This is a genomic window from Synechococcus sp. CS-197 (assembly GCF_025128215.1).
GTDB lineage: Bacteria > Cyanobacteriota > Cyanobacteriia > PCC-6307 > Cyanobiaceae > Synechococcus_C.
Genome location: NZ_JAHLZC010000004.1, coordinates 13,498 through 31,691 on the forward strand (window position 1 = coordinate 13,498; position 18,194 = coordinate 31,691).

General features: G+C 63.4%; 17 protein-coding genes, 1 tRNA gene, 1 other RNA gene and 1 pseudogene. 7 read left to right on the forward strand and 13 right to left on the reverse strand.

The features are described from left to right. Positions 1-39: 39 nt before the first annotated feature. The 3 genes from KQ296_RS00175 to KQ296_RS00185 are packed head-to-tail and all read right to left on the reverse strand — an operon-like array spanning position 40 to position 2,544. The gene (locus tag KQ296_RS00175) at positions 40-642 is read right to left on the reverse strand and encodes an ATP-dependent Clp protease proteolytic subunit (RefSeq protein WP_011933662.1); all 603 of its coding nucleotides are present in this window, start codon (positions 640-642) and stop codon (positions 40-42) included. Positions 643-687: 45 nt separating this feature from the next. Then, positions 688-1,359, reverse strand: coding sequence for an ATP-dependent Clp protease proteolytic subunit (locus KQ296_RS00180; RefSeq protein ID WP_011933661.1), 672 nt, complete (start codon positions 1,357-1,359; stop codon positions 688-690). A gap of 30 nt (positions 1,360-1,389) precedes the next feature. After that, complete coding sequence (locus KQ296_RS00185; protein WP_041428892.1) at positions 1,390-2,544, reverse strand: PIN/TRAM domain-containing protein; 1,155 nt, start codon at positions 2,542-2,544, stop codon at positions 1,390-1,392. A gap of 71 nt (positions 2,545-2,615) precedes the next feature. On the opposite strand from KQ296_RS00185, the pseudogene KQ296_RS00190 reads away from it, so the two are divergent. Continuing rightward, a pseudogene (locus KQ296_RS00190) lies at positions 2,616-3,908 on the forward strand (coproporphyrinogen-III oxidase family protein); the annotation flags it as partial. Here the strand turns inward: KQ296_RS00190 and panB are convergent. Beyond that, complete coding sequence (gene panB / locus KQ296_RS00195; protein WP_011933658.1) at positions 3,790-4,608, reverse strand: 3-methyl-2-oxobutanoate hydroxymethyltransferase; 819 nt, start codon at positions 4,606-4,608, stop codon at positions 3,790-3,792. The pseudogene KQ296_RS00190 and the gene panB sit on opposite strands and share 119 nt — an antisense overlap. Positions 4,609-4,652: 44 nt before the next feature. On the opposite strand from panB, the gene ffs reads away from it, so the two are divergent. Next, positions 4,653-4,749: signal recognition particle sRNA small type (gene ffs / locus KQ296_RS00200), an RNA gene on the forward strand. A 50-nt stretch (positions 4,750-4,799) separates the two neighbouring features. Here the strand turns inward: ffs and ftsZ are convergent. From ftsZ to miaB, 5 genes are all read right to left on the reverse strand, one after another. After that, entirely contained in the window at positions 4,800-5,954 is a 1,155-nt protein-coding gene (gene ftsZ / locus KQ296_RS00205) for a cell division protein FtsZ (protein WP_041428635.1), read from the reverse strand. Positions 5,955-6,027: 73 nt separating this feature from the next. Next, positions 6,028-6,879 carry a cell division protein FtsQ/DivIB gene (locus KQ296_RS00210; protein WP_011933656.1) on the reverse strand — a complete coding sequence of 284 codons (852 nt, stop codon included), beginning with the start codon at positions 6,877-6,879 and terminating at the stop codon, positions 6,028-6,030. Beyond that, positions 6,879-7,289, reverse strand: coding sequence for a hypothetical protein (locus KQ296_RS00215; RefSeq protein ID WP_041428633.1), 411 nt, complete (start codon positions 7,287-7,289; stop codon positions 6,879-6,881). The genes KQ296_RS00210 and KQ296_RS00215 overlap by 1 nt, the downstream gene beginning before the upstream one ends. Before the next feature lie 25 nt (positions 7,290-7,314). Then, positions 7,315-8,376 (reverse strand): D-alanine--D-alanine ligase family protein, encoded by a 1,062-nt coding sequence (locus KQ296_RS00220; protein ID WP_011933654.1) that lies wholly within the window; start codon positions 8,374-8,376, stop codon positions 7,315-7,317. Positions 8,377-8,414: 38 nt separating this feature from the next. Next, entirely contained in the window at positions 8,415-9,779 is a 1,365-nt protein-coding gene (gene miaB, locus KQ296_RS00225; RefSeq protein WP_011933653.1) for a tRNA (N6-isopentenyl adenosine(37)-C2)-methylthiotransferase MiaB, read from the reverse strand. A 127-nt stretch (positions 9,780-9,906) separates the two neighbouring features. Between miaB and KQ296_RS00230 the strand changes: the two genes are divergently transcribed. Both KQ296_RS00230 and KQ296_RS00235 read left to right on the forward strand, forming a co-directional pair. Further along, complete coding sequence (locus KQ296_RS00230) at positions 9,907-10,989, forward strand: dipeptide epimerase (RefSeq protein WP_011933652.1); 1,083 nt, start codon at positions 9,907-9,909, stop codon at positions 10,987-10,989. Further along, entirely contained in the window at positions 10,989-12,050 is a 1,062-nt protein-coding gene (locus KQ296_RS00235) for a DUF1611 domain-containing protein (RefSeq protein ID WP_011933651.1), read from the forward strand. Before KQ296_RS00230 ends, KQ296_RS00235 begins: the two co-directional genes overlap by 1 nt. A gap of 15 nt (positions 12,051-12,065) precedes the next feature. Here KQ296_RS00235 and KQ296_RS00240 read toward each other — a convergent pair. After that, positions 12,066-12,138: transfer RNA gene (locus KQ296_RS00240), tRNA-His, on the reverse strand. Positions 12,139-12,226: 88 nt separating this feature from the next. Here KQ296_RS00240 and KQ296_RS00245 point away from each other — a divergent pair. From KQ296_RS00245 to KQ296_RS00255, 3 genes are read left to right on the forward strand one after another with little or no spacing between them, the layout of a single operon-like run. Then, positions 12,227-12,610, forward strand: a complete 384-nt coding sequence (locus tag KQ296_RS00245; RefSeq protein ID WP_041428631.1) for a DUF4359 domain-containing protein — start codon at positions 12,227-12,229, stop codon at positions 12,608-12,610. Next, complete coding sequence (locus tag KQ296_RS00250; RefSeq protein WP_011933649.1) at positions 12,607-13,836, forward strand: amidohydrolase family protein; 1,230 nt, start codon at positions 12,607-12,609, stop codon at positions 13,834-13,836. The genes KQ296_RS00245 and KQ296_RS00250 overlap by 4 nt, the downstream gene beginning before the upstream one ends. A 27-nt stretch (positions 13,837-13,863) precedes the next feature. After that, positions 13,864-15,195: an FAD-binding oxidoreductase gene (locus KQ296_RS00255; RefSeq protein ID WP_011933648.1), complete on the forward strand. Its 1,332-nt coding sequence runs from the start codon at positions 13,864-13,866 to the stop codon at positions 15,193-15,195. Here the strand turns inward: KQ296_RS00255 and KQ296_RS00260 are convergent. Genes KQ296_RS00260 through KQ296_RS00270 form a run of 3 tightly spaced genes read right to left on the reverse strand, consistent with a single transcriptional unit; the run spans position 15,185 to position 18,193 of the window. After that, the gene (locus KQ296_RS00260; protein WP_011933647.1) at positions 15,185-15,709 is read right to left on the reverse strand and encodes a pentapeptide repeat-containing protein; all 525 of its coding nucleotides are present in this window, start codon (positions 15,707-15,709) and stop codon (positions 15,185-15,187) included. The genes KQ296_RS00255 and KQ296_RS00260 overlap by 11 nt on opposite strands. Before the next feature lie 22 nt (positions 15,710-15,731). Beyond that, positions 15,732-16,976, reverse strand: coding sequence for a folylpolyglutamate synthase/dihydrofolate synthase family protein (locus tag KQ296_RS00265; protein ID WP_011933646.1), 1,245 nt, complete (start codon positions 16,974-16,976; stop codon positions 15,732-15,734). Next, entirely contained in the window at positions 16,973-18,193 is a 1,221-nt protein-coding gene (locus KQ296_RS00270) for an aspartate aminotransferase family protein (RefSeq protein ID WP_011933645.1), read from the reverse strand. The genes KQ296_RS00265 and KQ296_RS00270 overlap by 4 nt, the downstream gene beginning before the upstream one ends. Between the last annotated feature and the right edge of the window lies 1 nt (position 18,194).

Below are 18,194 nucleotides of genomic sequence, written 5' to 3' on the forward strand. Positions count from 1 at the left end.
AGCTTGGTAACGACTGAGCTTACGCAAGCGCCGGTTGGCTCAGGCCTCGTTCGGGTGGGCGATCACGCGGTCGATCAGGCCGTAGTCCATGGCTTCCTGGCTGCTCAGGAAGTAGTCACGGTCGGTGTCCTTCTCGATTTTCTCGAAGCTCTGGCCGCTCATGTCCGCCATGGAGCGGTTGAGCATTTCTTTCATGCGCAGGATCTCCTGGGCTTCAATCTCGATATCGCTGGCTTGACGTTGGGCGGTTCCGCCCAGGGGTTGGTGGATCATGATCCGGCTGTGGGGAAGCGCCAGGCGCTTGCCTTGGGTGCCGGCTGCGAGAAGAAAGGCACCCATCGAGGCGGCTAGGCCCACGCAAATCGTGACCACGTCACTCTTGACGTATTTCATGGTGTCGTAGATGGCCAGGCCTGCGGTTACCGAGCCACCAGGGGAATTGATGTAGAGGTAAATCGGCTTGCCGCTGTCTTCAGAGTCGAGGTACAGCATCTGAGCCACCAGGCTGTTGGCGACGGCGTCGTTCACTTCCGAGCCGAGAAACAGAATCCTCTCCACTCCCAAACGGGTGTAGATGTCGACCCAGCGCTCCATCTGGCTGCCGGGAAGACGGTAAGGGACGCTTGGAGTTCCGATGGGCATGGTTCCTGGGGGATGACGGGTGGAAAAAGTTGGTCGTGAACGAGGTCAGGCTGCGGGAACCGGCGCCGGCAGATCCTTGCGACTGGTGAGGACGCGGTCGATCAGCCCGTACTCCTTGGCTTGCTCAGGCGTGAGATAGCTCATGCGATCGGAATCCTTCGAGAGCTCTTCCACGGAGCGTCCCGTGTTGGTGGAGAGAATTTCCAGCATGGCGCGCTTGTTGTGGAGAACCTCTTGGGCGCGGATCTGGATGTCGGTGGCTTGGCCGCGGGCGCCGCTGCGAGGTTGGTGCAGCACGATCGAGGCATGGGGAAGAGCGGCGCGCTGCCCTTTGGTGCCGGCTGAAAGGATCACAGCGGCTGTTCCCATCGCCTGGCCAATGCAGATGGTGTGGACGGGAGGTTTCACGTAGCGAAGGGTGTCGCAGATCGCGAACGCTTCGGTTTCAAAACCGATGGCATCACCGGTGTACCAGCTCGTTCCCGTGGAGTTGATATAGAAGTAGATCGGTTTGTCGGGGTTGTCGAACTCCAGGTAAAGGAGTTGGGCGATGATCAATTCGGTGACATCGATCCCCACCTGACGCTTGGTGTCGTCGTCTGAAAACAGAGGAAGCCCGAGATAGACGATCCGTTCCTTGAGCAGCAAGGAGGGAAGATCCGGTGGCGGTGTTCTCATCACCGACGAATCGCCGTAATACGGGGCTGACGTGGTCATCCGCTTCTCATCTCCTGTCGTGGCAGGAGCCTAGCGGGATTCCGACGTTGGACGCTCGTTGCTTTTGAGCTTGCGCGGTGGTTTGGACGCCTTGCTTTCTTTGCCGACCACGGTTGGGGCCCGGTCCTGATCGAGACGGGCAAACACCATGCGCCCGCTCGGATTCTGGAGAGCGCCGGTGATCACCACAGGACGGCGTTCTCCAATCGCTGAACGGGCATTTTCGACCACCACCATCGTGCCGTCCTCCAGGTAGGCCACTCCCTGGTCATCGGCCTTGCCCTCCCGCACGATTTTGAGATTGAGTTCATCGCCTGGCTGTACTTCGGGACGCAGGGCGATCACGAGTTCACTGAGGTTCATCACCTTCAGCTCTTTTAAGCGGGCCACCTGGGCCAGGTTGAAATCAGCGGTCACCAGAGTGCCGCCGGTGTCTTCGGTGAGCTGGAGCAGCCGGTCATCGGTGCCGGCGCCGTCGTAGCGCGTGGTGTTGATCACGAGGCGACGCTCGTAGGCCTCGCGCAATTCATTGAGCAACTTGAGGCCGCGGCGACCTTTGCCGCGCTTCTCCAAGTTGTTGGAGTCGGCCAGCTGCTGCATCTCATCGATCACGGTCTGGGCCACGATCACTTTTCCCTCCAGCAGGCCGCAGCCGATCATTCCGCGGATGCGCCCATCGATGATCACGCTGGTGTCGAGGATCTTGGCCGTTGCCGGTGTGAGAACGCCATCGGCCACCAGCAGGGCTTCGGTGGACGTTGGGTTGAAGAACCGCAGCAGAGTGCGTCCATGCACCTCAGCCAGGTTGTACCCCAGCACACCGAAGAATCCGTTGCTGAGAATGGCGGCCAGGGGTTTGACCAGGGAGCTGGCCCCCGCCAGGGGCAACAACAGAATCGGTGCCAGCAGCAGGTTGGCCACCAGCAGCCCCAAGATCAGGCCCACGGCCCGGCTCACGAGCAGGTCGGTGGGCATGGTGCGCACTTGCCGCATCAGCTGCTGCCGCAGCCTCCGGAACACGAGCCCCGCCACGATGCCGATGCCCGCACCAGCAGCCGTCAGGCCAAGGCGAACCCCCTGGGCGTTCACGTCGTCGAGAAGCTCCTGGGGCAGCAGATGCACGCCCATCCAGCCCGTGGCTGAACCGGAGATCAGAAAGAGAAGGAGAATGAGCGCTTCAACCATCGTGTTGGATCCCGGCTGCTCACCCCGTTTGAAGGCAGCATGCATCATCGTCGACCGTTTGGCTCGGGATGATGTCCGCACCCGCGCCCCGAAGCGCCTATCTCCATATTCCTTTTTGCCATCGCCGCTGCTTCTACTGCGATTTCGCAGTCGTCCCGCTTGGTGATCGTGTGCAAGCGCTGGATGGTCCTGGCAGCGGATCCATTGCGCTCTACCTCGACAGCATTCTCCAAGAGATCCGCCTGTCGCCAGCGGGTCCCCCCCTGGCCACGGTGTACATCGGTGGCGGCACCCCGTCCCTGCTGACGGCGGATCAGGTGGGAGGCCTGCTCGCGGCCCTGACTGACCGTTTCGGCCTGCAACAAGGGGCGGAGGTCACGTTGGAGATGGATCCAGCCAGCTTCGCGCTCGACGACCTTTCGGCCCTGGTTCGCCACGGTGTGAACCGGGTGAGTCTTGGTGGGCAGAGTTTCGATGATGGTGTGCTCGCTGCTCTGGGGCGCCGACATCGCCGCAAGGATGTGCTGGAGGCCTGCCGCTGGATGCAGCGCTTTCTTCAGGATGGACGTCTACGCAGCTGGAGCCTGGATCTGATCCGCAATCTCCCCGACCAGGATGATGCGGCCTGGGCTGCAACCCTTTCGGAGGCCGTGGCGCTGCAGGCGCCCCACCTTTCGATCTACGACCTCAGCATTGAGCCTGGCACCGTGTTCGCCAGGCGCGAGCAGCAGGGCACGCTCAGGCTTCCCGATGAGGACGGTGCCGCCGATCGAATCGCGTTCACGACGCAGCGTCTTTTCGAGGCGGGGTACTGCCGCTACGAGATTTCCAATTACTCCTGGCCGGGGCATGCCTCGCGCCACAACCGCGTGTACTGGAGTGGTGCGGGGTGGTGGGCCTTTGGCCTTGGCGCCACCAGTGCCCCCTGGGGTGAGCGATTCGCCAGGCCGCGCATCCGCGAGGCCTATGCCCTGTGGCTCGAGCAGCAACAGCAGGAAGGGCCCCATACCTCGCTGCTGCGGGAGAGCGCACAGCCGCTCAGCCTCGAAGACCGGCTGTTGGTGGGGCTACGCCGCCGGGAGGGGGTGGATTTGCTGCAGCAGGCCTTGGCCAGTGGTTGGAGTGCCCAGCGCTGTGCCGTGCATCTTCCAGAGCTGGAACAGCGTTGGCAGGTGTTCCTCGCTCAGGGCTTGCTGGAGCAACAAGGGCGCCGTTGGCGACTCACAGACCCCCTTGGTATGGCCCTCAGCAATCAGATCCTGGTGGAGGTTGTGCAGTGGTGGGATCGGCTCCCGGCTGTCGCTGTTCCTCCAGCCAGCACCGAAGCGCCTCAATGCCCAGAGTCCTCCCCTCAAGGCGGGCAGGACTGAAGGGGGGTTGCCGGGGGGTGAGACCCAGCAGGTCAGCGGTCACGCTCACCTGACCATCGCAGTTCTGCCCGGCACCGATTCCGATCACAGGGATCGCCAGGTCTCGCCGCAGGTGACCAGCCAGGGCTTCGGGCACGTGCTCCAGAACCATTGCAAAGCAACCGGCCTTCTCCAGTTCCGAAGCCTGGAGCCGTAACCGTTCCTGGCTCACGGGATCCTTCGCCTGGCGGCGGTACCCCAGTTGATGCACCGATTGGGGGGTCAGTCCGAGGTGGCCCATCACAGGAATCCCCATGCGCACCAGCCGCTCGATCACCTGCACCACTTCCGGCTCGGCGCCTTCCAGTTTCACGCCGCCTGCGCATGAATGCTTGAGCAGGTGTCCTGCAGCGGCCACGGCACGGTCGAGACCGCACTGGTAGCTGAGAAAAGGCAGATCGGTGATCACCAATGGCTGCTCAGAGGGGGGCTTGCTCAAGCCACGGCAGACCGCCTGGGTGTGGAGCAGCATCTGCTCAAGAGTCACGGGCAAGGTGGTGGCGTGCCCAAGGCTCACCATGGCCAGAGAGTCCCCCACCAGCACGATGTCAGCACCGGCTTCTTCAACGACAGAAGCGCTCAGGGCATCCCAGGCCGTGAGCATCGTGATGGTGCGGCCGGATTGTTTGAACCGGATCAGATCCGAGGCTCTCAACCTCTTCCTCTAGGCAGCGGGAGTCCATTGCTAACATCCGAAGTGACTCGGACCCATGCGGTTCAGACGCCCAAACCTGGTCAGATCCGGAAGGCAGCAGCCACACGGGATGCTCGGGACAGGCGTGGATTCCGGGTCACCCCTTTTCAAACACTGCAGAGCCGTTGTGCGAGCTCTGCAGTGGCTCAACGTCAGTCCGTTGGATCCTGACGGGATTGGCGCTGCCGCAGAAACTCGGGAATCCTGGCCCCAGCGTCCGAGGGTTCAGGGGATGCATATGCAGAGGGTGCGGCCTGAGGAATGCTGCGTTCGCTGCGATAGGGCTGACCGTTTTCGAACCCCGTGGCAATCACAGTCACGTGAATCTCCCCTTCGAGAGCCTCATCCACCACAGCACCCACGATGATGTTGGCTTCGGGATCCACCACGTCGTAGATCACTTCGGACGCACTGGTCATGTCCTCGAGGGTCATGTCACGACCGCCGCTGATGTTGATCACGCATCCCTTGGCGCCATCGATCCGAGCTGCCTCAAGCAGTGGGCTGTTGATCGCGGTCTGGGCCGCTTCGATGGCCCGGGAGCGTCCTGATCCAACGCCGATGCCAAGCAGGGCTGTGCCGGCTTCGGTCATCACCGAACGCACGTCGGCGAAATCCACATTCACAAGGCCTGGGCAGGTGATGATGTCGCTGATTCCCTTCACGCCCATCCGCAGCACATCGTCCGCGCTGCGAAACGCTTCCTGAAGAGGAGCACCTGCGATCGCATCCCTGAGCCTGTCATTGGGGATCACAATCAGGGTGTCCACGTGCTCTGCCAGGCGAGCGATGCCCTCATCAGCCTGACGCATGCGCCGGCGACCTTCGAAACCAAACGGTTTGGTGACAATGCCAACGGTGAGAGCGCCACTTTCCTTGGCGACCTCGGCAACAACGGGAGCCGCTCCGGTGCCGGTTCCTCCGCCCATTCCGGCAGCGATGAACACCAGGTCAGCACCCTGGATGGCTTGCTGGAGATCGGCGCGGGATTCCTCAGCCGCTTTCTGGCCGATGTTGGGATTGCCACCAGCGCCCAGGCCCCTGGTGAGGGTTTGACCAAGTTGAACCCGGTGTTCCGCGGATGACTGGATCAGGGCTTGGGCATCCGTGTTCAGCACGCGATAGGCGACACCCTCGAGGTCACTCATGATCATGCGATTGACGGCATTGCTGCCACCACCGCCCACGCCGATCACCTCAATCCGGGCTGACTGACTGGGAAGAATCCCTTCAACCGCTGGAGACGACGACATCTGACCGTTCACCATCTCCATGGTTCGTGCTGACCCGTTGAGCTGCGAGTGCATTATGTCCCTGCGAGTGACGATCGCTGAAGGTCTGGACACACTCGGTTTCCTTGGGCGAGAGCGCAACCGGTGGTCAGGATTCGCTCGCTTTCTTGGCTGCTTTGGCCGGCAATTGCAGCTCGGGCTTGCTTGGATCTGAAAGATCAATGCTGGTGTCGTTCTGACCACGCAGCTGGGCCGGAAGGCTGCGCGTCAATTGCACCACGGTGTTGAGCTGTTGGTCCAGCAAGGCTCCGTTGGAGCCGAGTTTCACGAGGCCGAGGGAGGTTGTGCGCAGGCTGAGATCACCATCGGGAGCGATGTGGATCACCTGCAAGGGGCTGCCGAGCTGATCCCTTTGCTCGAGCAGCTTGGCGATGGTTGAGCGCCGGCTTGGGATCCAGCCCAGCACGCGTACAGCACTGGTCGGTGCCTCGCCCTGGCGCGCCACGGTCAGGGGCATCCAGCGCCCGTCGCGATCCACCATGCCCTGCTCCGTTCCCCCCGCTCCCCGTCGCGTGGCGGCGGCGATCGGGCGTCGATCTTGCAGTTCCACCTCCAAGCCTGGCGGCAGCAACCGCCGATGCACGGTCACCGACTGCACGGGCAGTTCAGCCATCAGGCGACGTTCGAGCGTGCTCGGTTTCAACGACAGCAGCGGAAGTGGAAACCGCAGCCCTGCGGCTTTGGCGACGTTGCCAGGGCCTAGGCGATCACTGCCAACGACTTGGAGTTGGTCGATGGAGCGCAGCGTCCAGCCAGCACTGAGGAGAATCCAGGCCAAAGCAGAGGCAGATCCGCTGAAAACAATGATTCTCCAGGCCTGAATCAACTGGTCTCGCCGTCGCTCTTGCCGCAGGCGCCTGCGGCGTTCAACGCTTGGAGGCAGCGGTCCTGCGGCCTTCGATACCCGACGCTGGCTGGATTGGGTCTGACTGCGGGGCATCAGAGGTCACAGCGGGCCTTGGCCATCAGCTGTTCCATCCAGCGACGGGCCCGTTCCGCATCCGAGAAAGGAACGTCCATCTGTTGCCCTTCTCCGATCAAACGCAGACGGCATTGGCCCTGGGATTCATCCGAGAGCGGTGTGTCTCCCGAGGCCAGCGACATCAGCTCAACCAGTTCCAGGGTCTTGATCACAAACCGACCCTCTTCTCGGAAACTTCCGGCGTGAAAACTGCTCCAGCTGAGTTCACCCTCCTTGAGGCGGGCTGCTCCGCAACCATCGAGTTTGGCCAGCTCCGACGACTGACTCCATTGCCTGAACAGGGACTGCCTGCGACGTTCGAGCCAACCCAAGGCGGCCAGCAACACGAACACCAGCAGCAGTGGAAGCCAGAGCAGTCCGTGCATCATCGCCGCGTCACCAGCATCAATCGACTCATTCTTGCGCCGTATCGACCAGCTCTGCCACCAATTGCGGCAATGGGATACCTGAGGCGGCCCAGAGCGTGGGATACATGCTCTGGGAGGTGAAGCCCGGCAGGGTGTTGATTTCATTGAGCCAGATCTCGCCCGAGGTTTCGTCGTAGAACACGTCCACGCGGGCCTGGCCAAAGGCATGCACGGCATGGCAAGCCCGGATGGCCATGGCCTGGATCTGCTGGCTCACCAAGGCTGGGAGAGGCGCGGGAATCAGCGTGTGACTGCGCCCCTCGGTGTACTTGGTCTCATAGTCGTACCAATCGGCGTCAAAGCGAATCTCCCCCACCACGGAGGCCCGCAGATGCCGACGCCCCAACACGGCACATTCCAGTTCTCTGGCGTTCACGCCCTGTTCAACGAGCAGCCTGGGGTCGAGTGCGGCCGCCTGGTGCAAGCCCGCCAGCAGCTCATCTCTGTTGTTCGCTTTGGTGATGCCCACCGATGAACCCAGGTTGGCGGGTTTGACGAAACAGGGGTAACCCAGCTCCTGCTCCACGCGGGTCAGCAGCTGCTCCAGTCGCTCCGGATCCTCCAGGTCGGCGGCAGTCAGGCCCATGTAGGGAACCTGGGACAGACCAGCGGCAGCAAAGGCGGCCTTCATCGCCAGTTTGTCCATTCCCACTGCCGACCCGAGCACCCCGGAGCCCACGAAGGGTTTGTTCATCAGCGTGAACAGACCCTGCACCGTTCCGTCTTCCCCGTTGGGACCGTGCAGCACTGGGTACCAGAGGTCCACGCTGTCGGGATCCACCGGCCAGTGACGCAGTCCCGGAGCAGGCAGAGGCTGGGGGAGCTCATGGGCGTCGAGGGCCTTGTTCTGCTCCAGTGCACGTTCGGCCACCGCCGGGCCCCACCAGCGACCCTCGCGATCGATGTAATGCGGAATCACGGCGAACCGCTCCTGATTCTCCGGGGCGCTGAACGCCTCGATCACCGTGCGGGCCGATCGAATCGACACGGCATGTTCGCCGGATGCTCCTCCGAACACCACGCCAACGCGGAGAAGGGATGTCGGCATGGGAGCGGTGTCGGTGCGTCGGGTTGCCCCGCAACGTATCAGCAGTTCAGAGGAGTGCCACTGAGGGAGAAGGAACGCACGGCATCGATGTGCACGTTCACCAGATCACCGGCCTGATACCGCCGGTCGTCAGCTCCGGTTGCACTGAAGAAGGTAAGTCTGTTGGTGCGGGTGCGACCCATCAACTGGGAGGGATCTTTGGGGTTGATGCCTTCAGCCAGCACCTCTTCCACGCGGCCGGCGTAGCGCCCGTTGCGTTCCCGCGCGCAGCGTTCCACCAGGGCATTGATTTCCCTGAGACGCTCCACTTTGATGTCTTCAGGCAGCTGGTTGTCCCAATCGGCGGCAGGGGTGTTGGGCCGCGGTGAATAGGCGGCCGTGTTCACCTGGTCGAAGCCGATCTCTTCGATCAGGGCCAGGGTGCGCCTGTATTGGGCATCGGTTTCACCCGGGAAGGCCACGATCACATCGGCGCTCAACGAGGCATCGGGCATGCGCTCGCGGATTCTGTCGATGATGCGCCTGTAGCGCTCCACGGTGTAGCCCCGGGCCATGGCTCTCAGCACATCGTTATCACCGCTTTGAAAGGGGATGTGGAAGTGCTCGCAGAGTTTGGGCAGGTCGGCGCAGGCATCGATCAGTCGATCGGTGAAATAGCGGGGATGACTGGTGGCAAAGCGGATCCGCTCCAGGCCCTCCACGTCGTGGACGTGATGGAGCAGATCGGTGAGGGTGTGCTGGCGGCGTCCTTCGGGGGTGATGCCTGGCAGATCGCGCCCATAGGCGTCGATGTTCTGCCCCAACAGGGTGATCTCCTTGAAGCCCTGGGCCGCGAGCCCCTCCATCTCAAGCTTGATGGCGTCTGGAAGCCGTGACTGCTCCTTGCCGCGAACAGAAGGAACCACGCAGTAGGTGCAGCGCTCGTTGCAGCCGTAAATCACATTCACCCAGCCGCAGATGCTGCTGTCGCGCCGGGCGGTGGTGATGTCTTCAAGAATGTGGTGCTCTTCGGTGGCCACCACTTGCTGGCCGCTGTCCACTTGCTGCAGAAGCGTTTCGAGGCGGTTGGCGTGCTGGGGCCCCATCACCAGGTCGAGCTCCGGCACCCGCCTGAGCAGCGATTCACCTTCCTGCTGCGCCACACAGCCTGCCACCACCAAAGTGAGATTCGGATTCGTGCGTTTGCGTTGCGCCTGGCGTCCCAGGTAGCTGTACACCTTCTGCTCCGCGTTATCGCGGATGGTGCACGTGTTGTAGAGCACCAGATCGGCATCCAGCTCGGCACTCGCCTCTCGGTAGCCCATGGATTCAAGAATCCCAGCCATGCGCTCGGAATCGGCCTTGTTCATCTGGCAGCCGAAGGTGGTGATCCAGTAGCTGCCACGCTCCCGGCTCGGCAGCATTGCGGTGGTGGGCGAGGCGGTCACGGTCAAGGCAGAGAGCCGTCCGAAGGATCGGCGGTGTCGAACGCTGCTTTCAGTGTCGGATACGGCGGTGCTGTGCCAGCTTGTGGATTGGTGCTCGCGGGCCATGGGCTGGAGTCTGCGTCGATTTCCGCTCACCAAGGCGGTCCCTCTGGCGATCAGCAGGGGAACCACGTCTGTCGTGGAACGCCTGGAACTTCGCCTAAACCATGGCGGAACTGTGGGGTTCGGCGAAACCGGCGGGCTGGATACGGGCCATCGCGCCTATGCGCTGGAGGCCATCGAGGCTGAACTCCAGGCTCTGTTGCCCACCTTGGAGTCCTTGAACCCTGAGGACCGTCATTCCATCGAACCTTGGCTGGCCCCCCTGTCTCCGCCGGCACGGTGTGCTGTGGATCTGGCCCTCTGGGACTGGTGGGGTCGGCAGCTGGGGCAACCGATCTGGAAACTGTTTGCGTTGGATGGCACCAGGGGGGTGGCCACGAGCGTCACCCTTGGTCTGGCCTCTGTTGAGAAGGTTCTGGAGCGCCTTCAGCGCTGGTGGCGTCAGATGCCGGCCACCCGAATCAAGCTCAAGCTCGGCAGTCCGGAGGGGCTCGAGCATGACCGCGCCCTGTTGCAGGCCGTGGCCATCGCCCTGGACGAGCGCTCTCAGCGGATGGCCGTGGCCCACGAACTTCAGGTGGATGCCAACGGAGGCTGGACGCTGGAGCAGGCCAAGGCGATGCAGGTGGACCTGGAGCAGGCGGGGGTGGTGTTGCTCGAGCAACCTCTGCCCGCTCGTCTTGATCCAGAGGAGGATCTGCAGGGATTTGCAGCGCTGCGTCCGTTCTGCAATCTGCCCTTGGTGGCCGATGAAAGCTGTTGGGATCTCAAGGATCTGCTGCGCTTGGCTCCCCATGTGGATGGCGTCAATCTCAAGCTGCTCAAGACCGGTGGTCTCACGGAGGCCTGGCTGATGGCCCAGGTGGCGGAGCGGCTTGATCTGGATCTGATGGTGGGCTGCTATTCCGACAGCACGTTGCTGAATGCCGCTGCAGCGCAGTTGCTGGCCTGCATCCGCTGGCCTGATCTCGACAGTCACCTCAATCTGGTGGATGACCCTTACAGCGGATTGCCGCTCAAGGGGGATCAACTTCTGCCTCCGCACGGATCCGGATTGGGCGTTGCACCGCTGGAGGCCTCCTGATGCTTGCTGATCAGGATCCCGTGGTGCTGCTTCAGCACGCCGGTCTCAACAGCCTCACCGGCAAAACCGGATTGGCGATGTTGCGGCATCGACGCGGACCGATCGTTGCGGTGATTGATCCAGACCATGCTGGCCAGTGCTTGGAGACGGTGACCGGGATTTCCAGGTCTGTTCCTGTGGTGAAGGATCTGGCTGAGGCTCTCCCCTTTCGACCGTCTGTGGCCGTGGTGGGCCTCGCTCCCTCCGGTGGGGTGCTGCCGGAGGCGCTGAGGTCGGATGTGTTGCAGGCTCTCAAGGCGGGACTGTCGGTGGCCAGTGGGTTGCATACCCACCTGGCGGATGATCCGGAGCTCAGTGCGGCGATTCGGCCTGGACGCTGGATCTGGGATCTCCGCTGTGAGCCCAAGGGACTGAGGGTTGCGCAGGCCAGGGCTGCCGCGTTGCCCTGCAAGCGCGTGCTGGCCGTTGGCACCGACATGGCCGTGGGCAAGATGAGTGCTTGCCTGGCGGTGCATGAGGCGGCGCTCCGCGCCGGCGTGTGCTCAGCTTTTGTGGGCACCGGCCAGGCCGGGATCCTGATCAGCGGCAGCGGTGTTCCCTTGGATGCGATACGGGTGGATTACGCCGCTGGAGCGGTGGAAGCCGCGGTGATGGATGCCGCCTCAACGCTGCCTGACACGGGGCTGGTGCTGGTGGAAGGGCAGGGATCGCTCTGCCATCCCGGGTCGACGGCCACCCTGCCCCTTCTGCGCGGTAGCCAGCCCACAGCCCTTTTGCTGGTGCATCGCGCCCAGCAGAGCTGCATTCATCGTCTGCCGGAGATTGCCCTTCCTCCCTTGGGGGATCTCATTCAGCTTTGTGAGGGGCTTGCGTCGATCGGTCGTCCGCAAGACGCAGGACCTCCACCCAGGGTGCGAGCGGTGGCCCTGAACACCGCACACCTGAGCGATGCGGAGTGTGAGCGTTCCAGCGCAGAACTCAGCGAAACGTTGTCGCTGCCTTGCGTTGATCCGATCCGACAGGGAGCTGATGCTCTGCTCAAAGCCCTGTTGGCTTCATGAATCATGGAATGAAAGGGCGAGCGAGGGGATTCGAACCCCCGAATAGCGGCGCCACAAGCCGCTGCCTTAACCACTTGGCGACGCCCGCCGCGTCGGTAAGAATCTACCAATCCGCCCCCCAGGCCCTGCGTACGTCCTCCGTCCATCGGCGCTGGTCTCCGGCCACTGCGATTGCCATGGCGCTTTTGCTTGGTGGAAGCGTGACCGCCTTGGCTGTCACCAACCCCACCAAGGAGGAGTACGGCGCTCATGCCGGCACCCAGCTGGTCGGTCTGGCGACCGACGAGCTTTGCTCGCAGCGCACGCTCCCCTTGGTGCTGCAGCTCTGGATTAAAGACTGCCCCCGCTTGATCGCCGACCAGGAGGCTGCGCTGGCGTCGCTGGCCAACCAGTTCACACGGCGCTGGAATCTGGGCGTGGCCAGTGTCTTTGTGACCACGGTGGGGGGACAGGACCTGCTGCCCACCTTGCGTCTTCCCCGTTACTCCGTCACGACCTTGGGGGTCGCGGGTCGGTTTTTGGTCCTGCAGACCCAGTCGGATTCTGGAGACTTGGAATGAGCGGGCAAGCCGCTGGATCTCTGCGCAGCCGCTGCCCGGTCAGCCTTGTTGATTGGCCTGCTGGCGTAGCAGCAGAGCGGCCTGCCGACGGCCTGCTGTCCGTAGAGCTGCGTTGGCTGGAGGGCCGAATCACCTCCGTCTTGCCTGTCGCCGACGCCCAGGGCCTGGTGCTGCCCCGCCTGGTCGAGCCCCATGGCCATCTCGATAAGGCCTTCTCCTGGTCCGACTTCCCAAATCCAACAGGGACGTACGCCGGAGCGATGGACGCCAACATGCGCGAACATCGCACGCGCACGGCTGAGCGGGTTCATGAGCGCAGTGAGCGAGCGCTGGCCTTGGCCTGGCGCCATGGCCTGCGGGCCATTCGCTCGCATATCGACAGTTTGGGGCCAGGGGCCGCCTGCAGCTGGGAGGTGCTGACAAGCGCGCGTCAGCGCTGGAAGGGGCGCATTGAGCTCCAGCTGGTGGCGCTCGTACCCATCGCCCATTGGTCCACTCCGGAGGGAGAGCATCTGGCCTCCCAGGTTGCAGCGGCCGGAGGCGTGATCGGTGGTGTGATCGAACCACCTTGTCGGGGCAGGGCCCCCCGCCAGGCGCTGCGACGGCTTCTGGCACTGGCGGAGCGCCATGGCTGCCCCGTTGATCTGCACATCGATGAGGCGTCGGAGCATCCTGCGGCCGGGGTTCGGCAACTGCTGCGGGTCCTGCGCACGATGACGGTGTCGGTGCCGATCACCTGCAGCCATGCCAGCAGCCTTTCGCTGCTGAATCCAGCCTCCCTGCAGCGTTTGGGGGTGCGGATGGCAGAGCATCAGTTACGGGTGGTGGCTCTGCCACTCACCAATGGATGGCTGCTCGGGCGTCGCGGGCAGGCCACACCACTGCAAAGGCCCCTCGCTCCGATTCGCCAGTTGCGTGATTGCGGTGTGTGTGTGGCCGTGGGGGGAGACAACGTGCAGGATCCCTGGTTTCCAGGCGGGAACCTGGACCCCCTGGCCTTGATGGCCATGGGTGTTCCCCTGGCTCAGCTGGCTCCCTGGGATGACGAGGGGATGGCTCCGTTCAGCACGGATGCCGCCCGTTTGCTGGACTTGGCTTGGGATGGAGTCTTTCGCCCAGGTGCTCCTGCGGATCTGATCCATGTGCCCACCGGTGGCTGGCCCGAACTGCTCTCGGCTCCTCCCCAGCGCCAGGTGCTGGCGGGTGGCGTCTGGGTCCAGGATTGAACGTGCGTTCCCTTGATCGTGACGTCCATGGTTCCTGAGATGTTGCGTGCGGAACTGGCGGCGGTGCCAGATCTCACCCTGCTTGAGCGGCCCGAAGATCTGGATCGCTACTCCAAAGACGCTTACGACTACTCACCGGTGTTGCGGGAGCGGCTGGCGTCCTGTCGGGCTGCGCTGGTGGTGCGCCCAGACACGGTGGAGGCTGTGGCCGCTGTGGCTGCGGCGTGCTGTCGTCATGGCATTGCGCTCACCCTCAGGGGCGCCGGCACCGGCAACTACGGACAGAGCGTCCCCCTCGAGGGAGGGGTGGTGATGCTGATGGGACGTCTGCGTGCGGTTCGCAGGATTGAGGCGACCACCGGCGTCGTCACGGTGGAATGCGGCTGTCTCCTCAAAGATCTCGATCAGATGCTGCGAGGGCATGGCCGTCAGCTGCGCCTGTTGCCCAGTACATGGCGCAGTGCCACGATCGGTGGCTTCATCGCCGGCGGCTCCGGCGGAATCGGTTCGGTGCGCTGGGGGTTTCTGCGCGATCCAGGTCACCTGCTCGGTCTTGAGGTGGTGACGATGGAGCCGGAGCCCAAACGCCTCCAGTTGGAGGCCGCCGAGGCGGAGGCGTTGAATCACGCCTACGGGACCAACGGGATCATCACCGCACTCACGCTCGCCACCGCCCCTGCGGTTGCTTGGCAGGAAATGGTGATCGACTGCGTTGACTGGCCATCCGCTGTGGAGCTGGCGCAACGCTGCTGCGGATCAGCGTTGGATCTCCACCTCTGCACCGTGCTGGAGGCTGACGTGGTGGCTCAGTTACCGGCCTGGGATGTCCCGGAGACAAAAGCGGATCGTGTGCTCCTGCTGGTGGCTCCTGATGCGGTGAGCACGGTGGAGCAGTTGGCGGCCGACTGTGGTGCGGCCGTGGTGTTTTCCGAGGCGGAACAGCACCATGCCGGCCATGGCCTGCGGGAGCTGACCTGGAACCACACCACCCTGCATCTGCGCCAGCACGACCCCGACTGGACTTACCTGCAGATGCTGCTTCCCCAACCGGAACTGGACTGCCTGCATGCGCTGAAGCAAACCTGGGGCGGGGATGTGCTCATTCACCTGGAAGCTGTGCGACAGCAGGGTGTTCAGCGGCTTGCGGCCCTGCCACTCGTGCGCTGGCGCGGGGCGGATGCGTTGGAGCGTTTGATGCAACAGTGCCGCGACCTTGGGGCGCTGATTTTCAACCCGCACGTGCTCACCGTGGAGGGCGGAGGGCTCGGCGTTGTGGATGGCGATCAGGTGGCCGCAAAGCAACGCTTGGATCCAGCAGGTCTGCTCAACCCCGGGAAGCTCGGCGGATTCAGCAGCTGAGGCTGTCGCGGGTGAGCACGCCGGTGGTGGGGTTCACACCTTCGGCCTCCTGGCAGAGCCTGCGCTGGTCATCCCGGTCCAGCAGGGCGTCGCTGAAATCAGCTCCATCCACCTGAGCGCCGGCAAAGCTGCTTCCGGAAGCGATCACCCCGATCAAGACGGCATCTCGCAGGTCCGTTCCGGTGAAATCCGCACGATCCATGAGGGCATCACTGAGGTCGGCGCCATGGAAGTTGGCATCGGCAAAGGCACCCTGGGTGAAGATGGCCCCCTGCAGATTGGCCCCGCTGAAATCAGCGCCCTTGCCCGCCGCGCCGGCAAAAGAGGTGTTGCTGAGGGCCTGATTATGAAAATCAACGCCGTTTTGATTGGTCAAGGTGTAGTCCACCCGTTCCTGAAACAAGGCTCTGTCCTGAAGGCCAACCCCGGCTGAGGTGTCCAGCGCCATGGCGGGATCGCACAGGACGGCGATCACCAGGGTGATGGCGGTGATGAGTTTCAGCAGCGAGGGCATGAACGACGGGCTCGGCATCGGTTCACTCTGCCTGCAGCTGATGCGTCTCCAGCAGATGACCGATCAGGTACAACGAACCAGCCACCACCGGGGCTGCCTGGGGCCAGCCGTCGTGTTCGAGTTGGTGGAAGGCCTCTGTGGCATTGGCGGCGCCCCTGAGCTGGTGGGCGAGCTCCGGAGCGGCATGCTGCAGCTGCTCCAAGCTCCAGCTGCGGTGCTCGGGAACGGGAATGATCCAGGCCTGATCCTTGGGCTGAAGCAGGTGCTTGAGCATGGCCGGGGCCTGTTTGTGGGCCTGGATCGCCAGCACCCAGCTCTGCGCTTGATCGGCAGCTCTCCAGCGGCAACGCTCCTTGGCCAAGGCGGCGGCAGCGGGCGGATTGTGGGCTCCATCAACGCGCAGGCGCCGGCCCTGCCATTGCATCCACTGAAGTCGGCCCGGCCAGCGCGCTGCCGCAAAGCCCTTGCGCATGGCAGCGACGCTGATGCTCTCGCTGGCATCGCCACCGATCCATTCCAGAGCAGCTCTGGCCACGGCGGCATTGCTCCGCTGCAGTTCTCCGGGCAGCCCGAGCGTCCAATCGTTGGCCAGCGGTTCCACCCAGCGCAAACTGGCGTTCACAGCTGCAGCCGTGCGCTCCAGCACGCGCTGCACCTCCGGGAGCTGTGCCGCACTCACCACATGGCTTCCTGGAGGAATGGCCGCGGCTTTCTCGGTTGCGATCGCCTCCAGGGTGGTTCCGAGATGTTCCCTGTGGTCCAGGCCGATGGCACCGATCGCGATCAGGGGGCGATGGGGATGGGCTGTGGTGGCATCCAGCCGGCCTCCCAGACCGGCCTCCAGCACCAACCAGTCGGGGCGTTGGGCTTCAAAGTGCACCAGGGCTGCACAGATCAGCTGTTCGAAGGGGGTGAGCCGGCAGGTGGTCACCACCGGCTGCAGTCCCTGCAGCAGGCTGCGCAGCTCCTCGATGGTGATCAGTTGGTCGTTCACGCGGATGCGTTCGCACCAGCTCAGCAGGTGGGGCGAGACGGTGAGGCCTGAGCGCAGTCCCGCGGCGATCAGGCCGTGATGAATGAAGCAGGCGATGGATCCCTTGCCATTGGTCCCCACCACTTGCACTGCGGGGACCGCCGCTGCCGGATGCTGCAGTTCCTTCAGGGCCTCCTGCATGCGCTGGAGGGAGAGGTCCATCCCCCGGAGATCGAAGCGCGGCAGCAGATCATCCAGATCATCTCGGCTGGATCCAGGCTGGAGTGGATTCACATCAGATGCTGGAGAGCCCGATCCAGTCGGGTCAGCAAGCTCTGGATTTCCCTCGGTCCAATCACCAGCGGGGGCACCATGCGCACCACCGCGGCGCCGGCAGGCACCAGCAGCAGTTGCTCTTCAAGGGCGGCCTTCACCACATCGGCGGCTGAATATCCGCAGGTGTCGCGAAGAACCAAACCCTGCAGCAGTCCCCAGCCACGGCATCCCGCCAGGTGGTCGGGATAGCGCTCCACGAGGTGATTCAGACCGTCCTGCAATTGCTGTCCCCGCATCTGGACGTTCTTCAGTAGGTCGCGGCGCTGCAGTTCGCTGGCCACCGTGAGACCCGCACGGCAGGCGAAGGGATTGCCTCCAAAGGTGCTGGCGTGATCACCGGGTTCGAACACATCAGCGTGCTCACTCACCAGCAGGGCGCCGATCACGTGTCCACCGCCAAGCCCTTTGGCCAGGGTGAGAGCATCCGGTGTGACACCGAGTTGTTGGTAGCCCCAGAGCGTGCCGGTGCGGCCCATGCCCACCTGCACCTCATCGAAGATCAGCAGGATGTCGCGCTCGCTGCAGAGTTTGCGGATGCGCTGCATCACAGCGGGATCGCCTGGATTCACACCGCCTTCGCCTTGAAGTGGCTCGATCAGAACAGCCGCCACCTTCGGGCCGTTGTGCTCCAGCTGCATCAGCAGCTGCTCAAAGGCGTCGCCGTCGTTGTAGGGGAAGAATTCGAATCCTTCCACCATGGGTTCGAACCCTTGGTGATACCGCGGTTGACCGGTGGCACTCACGGCAGCCAGCGTTCGGCCATGAAAACTGGCCGATGCCGTGATGATGACGGGCCGGTCGATTCCGCGGCGCTGGTGGCCGTGCTTGCGGGCCAGTTTGATGGCGGCTTCGTTGGCTTCGGCACCTGAATTGCAGAAGAACACGCTGTCCGCGCAGCTGTTGGCCACCAGCCACTGCGCCAGTTGTTCCTGTTCGGGAATTTGGTAAAGATTGGAAACGTGCTGCAGCGTGCGCAGCTGACGGGTGAGGGCACGCCGCAGGACTCGATCGCTGTGGCCGAGGGTGCAGGTGGCAATTCCTGCAACGGCATCGAGGTGGCGACGGTTCTGGTCATCCCACACCCAGCAACCCCGCCCCTTCACGAGGGACAAGGGAAAGCGGTTGTAGGTGCCCATCACCGCTGTGGACTTCGAATCAGCCTTGGGCTCCACCATG

What these genes read in the sequence shown, in the direction of transcription:
- KQ296_RS00175 (WP_011933662.1), bottom strand. Translation starts at nt 642, where the DNA reads ATGCCCATCGGAACTCCAAGCGTCCCTTACCGTCTTCCCGGCAGCCAG.
- KQ296_RS00180 (WP_011933661.1), bottom strand. Translation starts at nt 1,359, where the DNA reads ATGACCACGTCAGCCCCGTATTACGGCGATTCGTCGGTGATGAGAACA.
- KQ296_RS00185 (WP_041428892.1), bottom strand. Translation starts at nt 2,544, where the DNA reads ATGGTTGAAGCGCTCATTCTCCTTCTCTTTCTGATCTCCGGTTCAGCC.
- ftsZ (WP_041428635.1), bottom strand. Translation starts at nt 5,954, where the DNA reads ATGCACTCGCAGCTCAACGGGTCAGCACGAACCATGGAGATGGTGAAC.
- KQ296_RS00210 (WP_011933656.1), bottom strand. Translation starts at nt 6,879, where the DNA reads ATGCCCCGCAGTCAGACCCAATCCAGCCAGCGTCGGGTATCGAAGGCC.
- KQ296_RS00215 (WP_041428633.1), bottom strand. Translation starts at nt 7,289, where the DNA reads ATGATGCACGGACTGCTCTGGCTTCCACTGCTGCTGGTGTTCGTGTTG.
- KQ296_RS00220 (WP_011933654.1), bottom strand. Translation starts at nt 8,376, where the DNA reads ATGCCGACATCCCTTCTCCGCGTTGGCGTGGTGTTCGGAGGAGCATCC.
- miaB (WP_011933653.1), bottom strand. Translation starts at nt 9,779, where the DNA reads ATGCTGCCGAGCCGGGAGCGTGGCAGCTACTGGATCACCACCTTCGGC.
- KQ296_RS00230 (WP_011933652.1), top strand. Translation starts at nt 9,907, where the DNA reads ATGGGCTGGAGTCTGCGTCGATTTCCGCTCACCAAGGCGGTCCCTCTG.
- KQ296_RS00235 (WP_011933651.1), top strand. Translation starts at nt 10,989, where the DNA reads ATGCTTGCTGATCAGGATCCCGTGGTGCTGCTTCAGCACGCCGGTCTC.
- KQ296_RS00245 (WP_041428631.1), top strand. Translation starts at nt 12,227, where the DNA reads ATGGCGCTTTTGCTTGGTGGAAGCGTGACCGCCTTGGCTGTCACCAAC.
- KQ296_RS00250 (WP_011933649.1), top strand. Translation starts at nt 12,607, where the DNA reads ATGAGCGGGCAAGCCGCTGGATCTCTGCGCAGCCGCTGCCCGGTCAGC.
- KQ296_RS00255 (WP_011933648.1), top strand. Translation starts at nt 13,864, where the DNA reads ATGGTTCCTGAGATGTTGCGTGCGGAACTGGCGGCGGTGCCAGATCTC.
- KQ296_RS00260 (WP_011933647.1), bottom strand. Translation starts at nt 15,709, where the DNA reads ATGCCCTCGCTGCTGAAACTCATCACCGCCATCACCCTGGTGATCGCC.
- KQ296_RS00270 (WP_011933645.1), bottom strand. Translation starts at nt 18,193, where the DNA reads ATGGTGGAGCCCAAGGCTGATTCGAAGTCCACAGCGGTGATGGGCACC.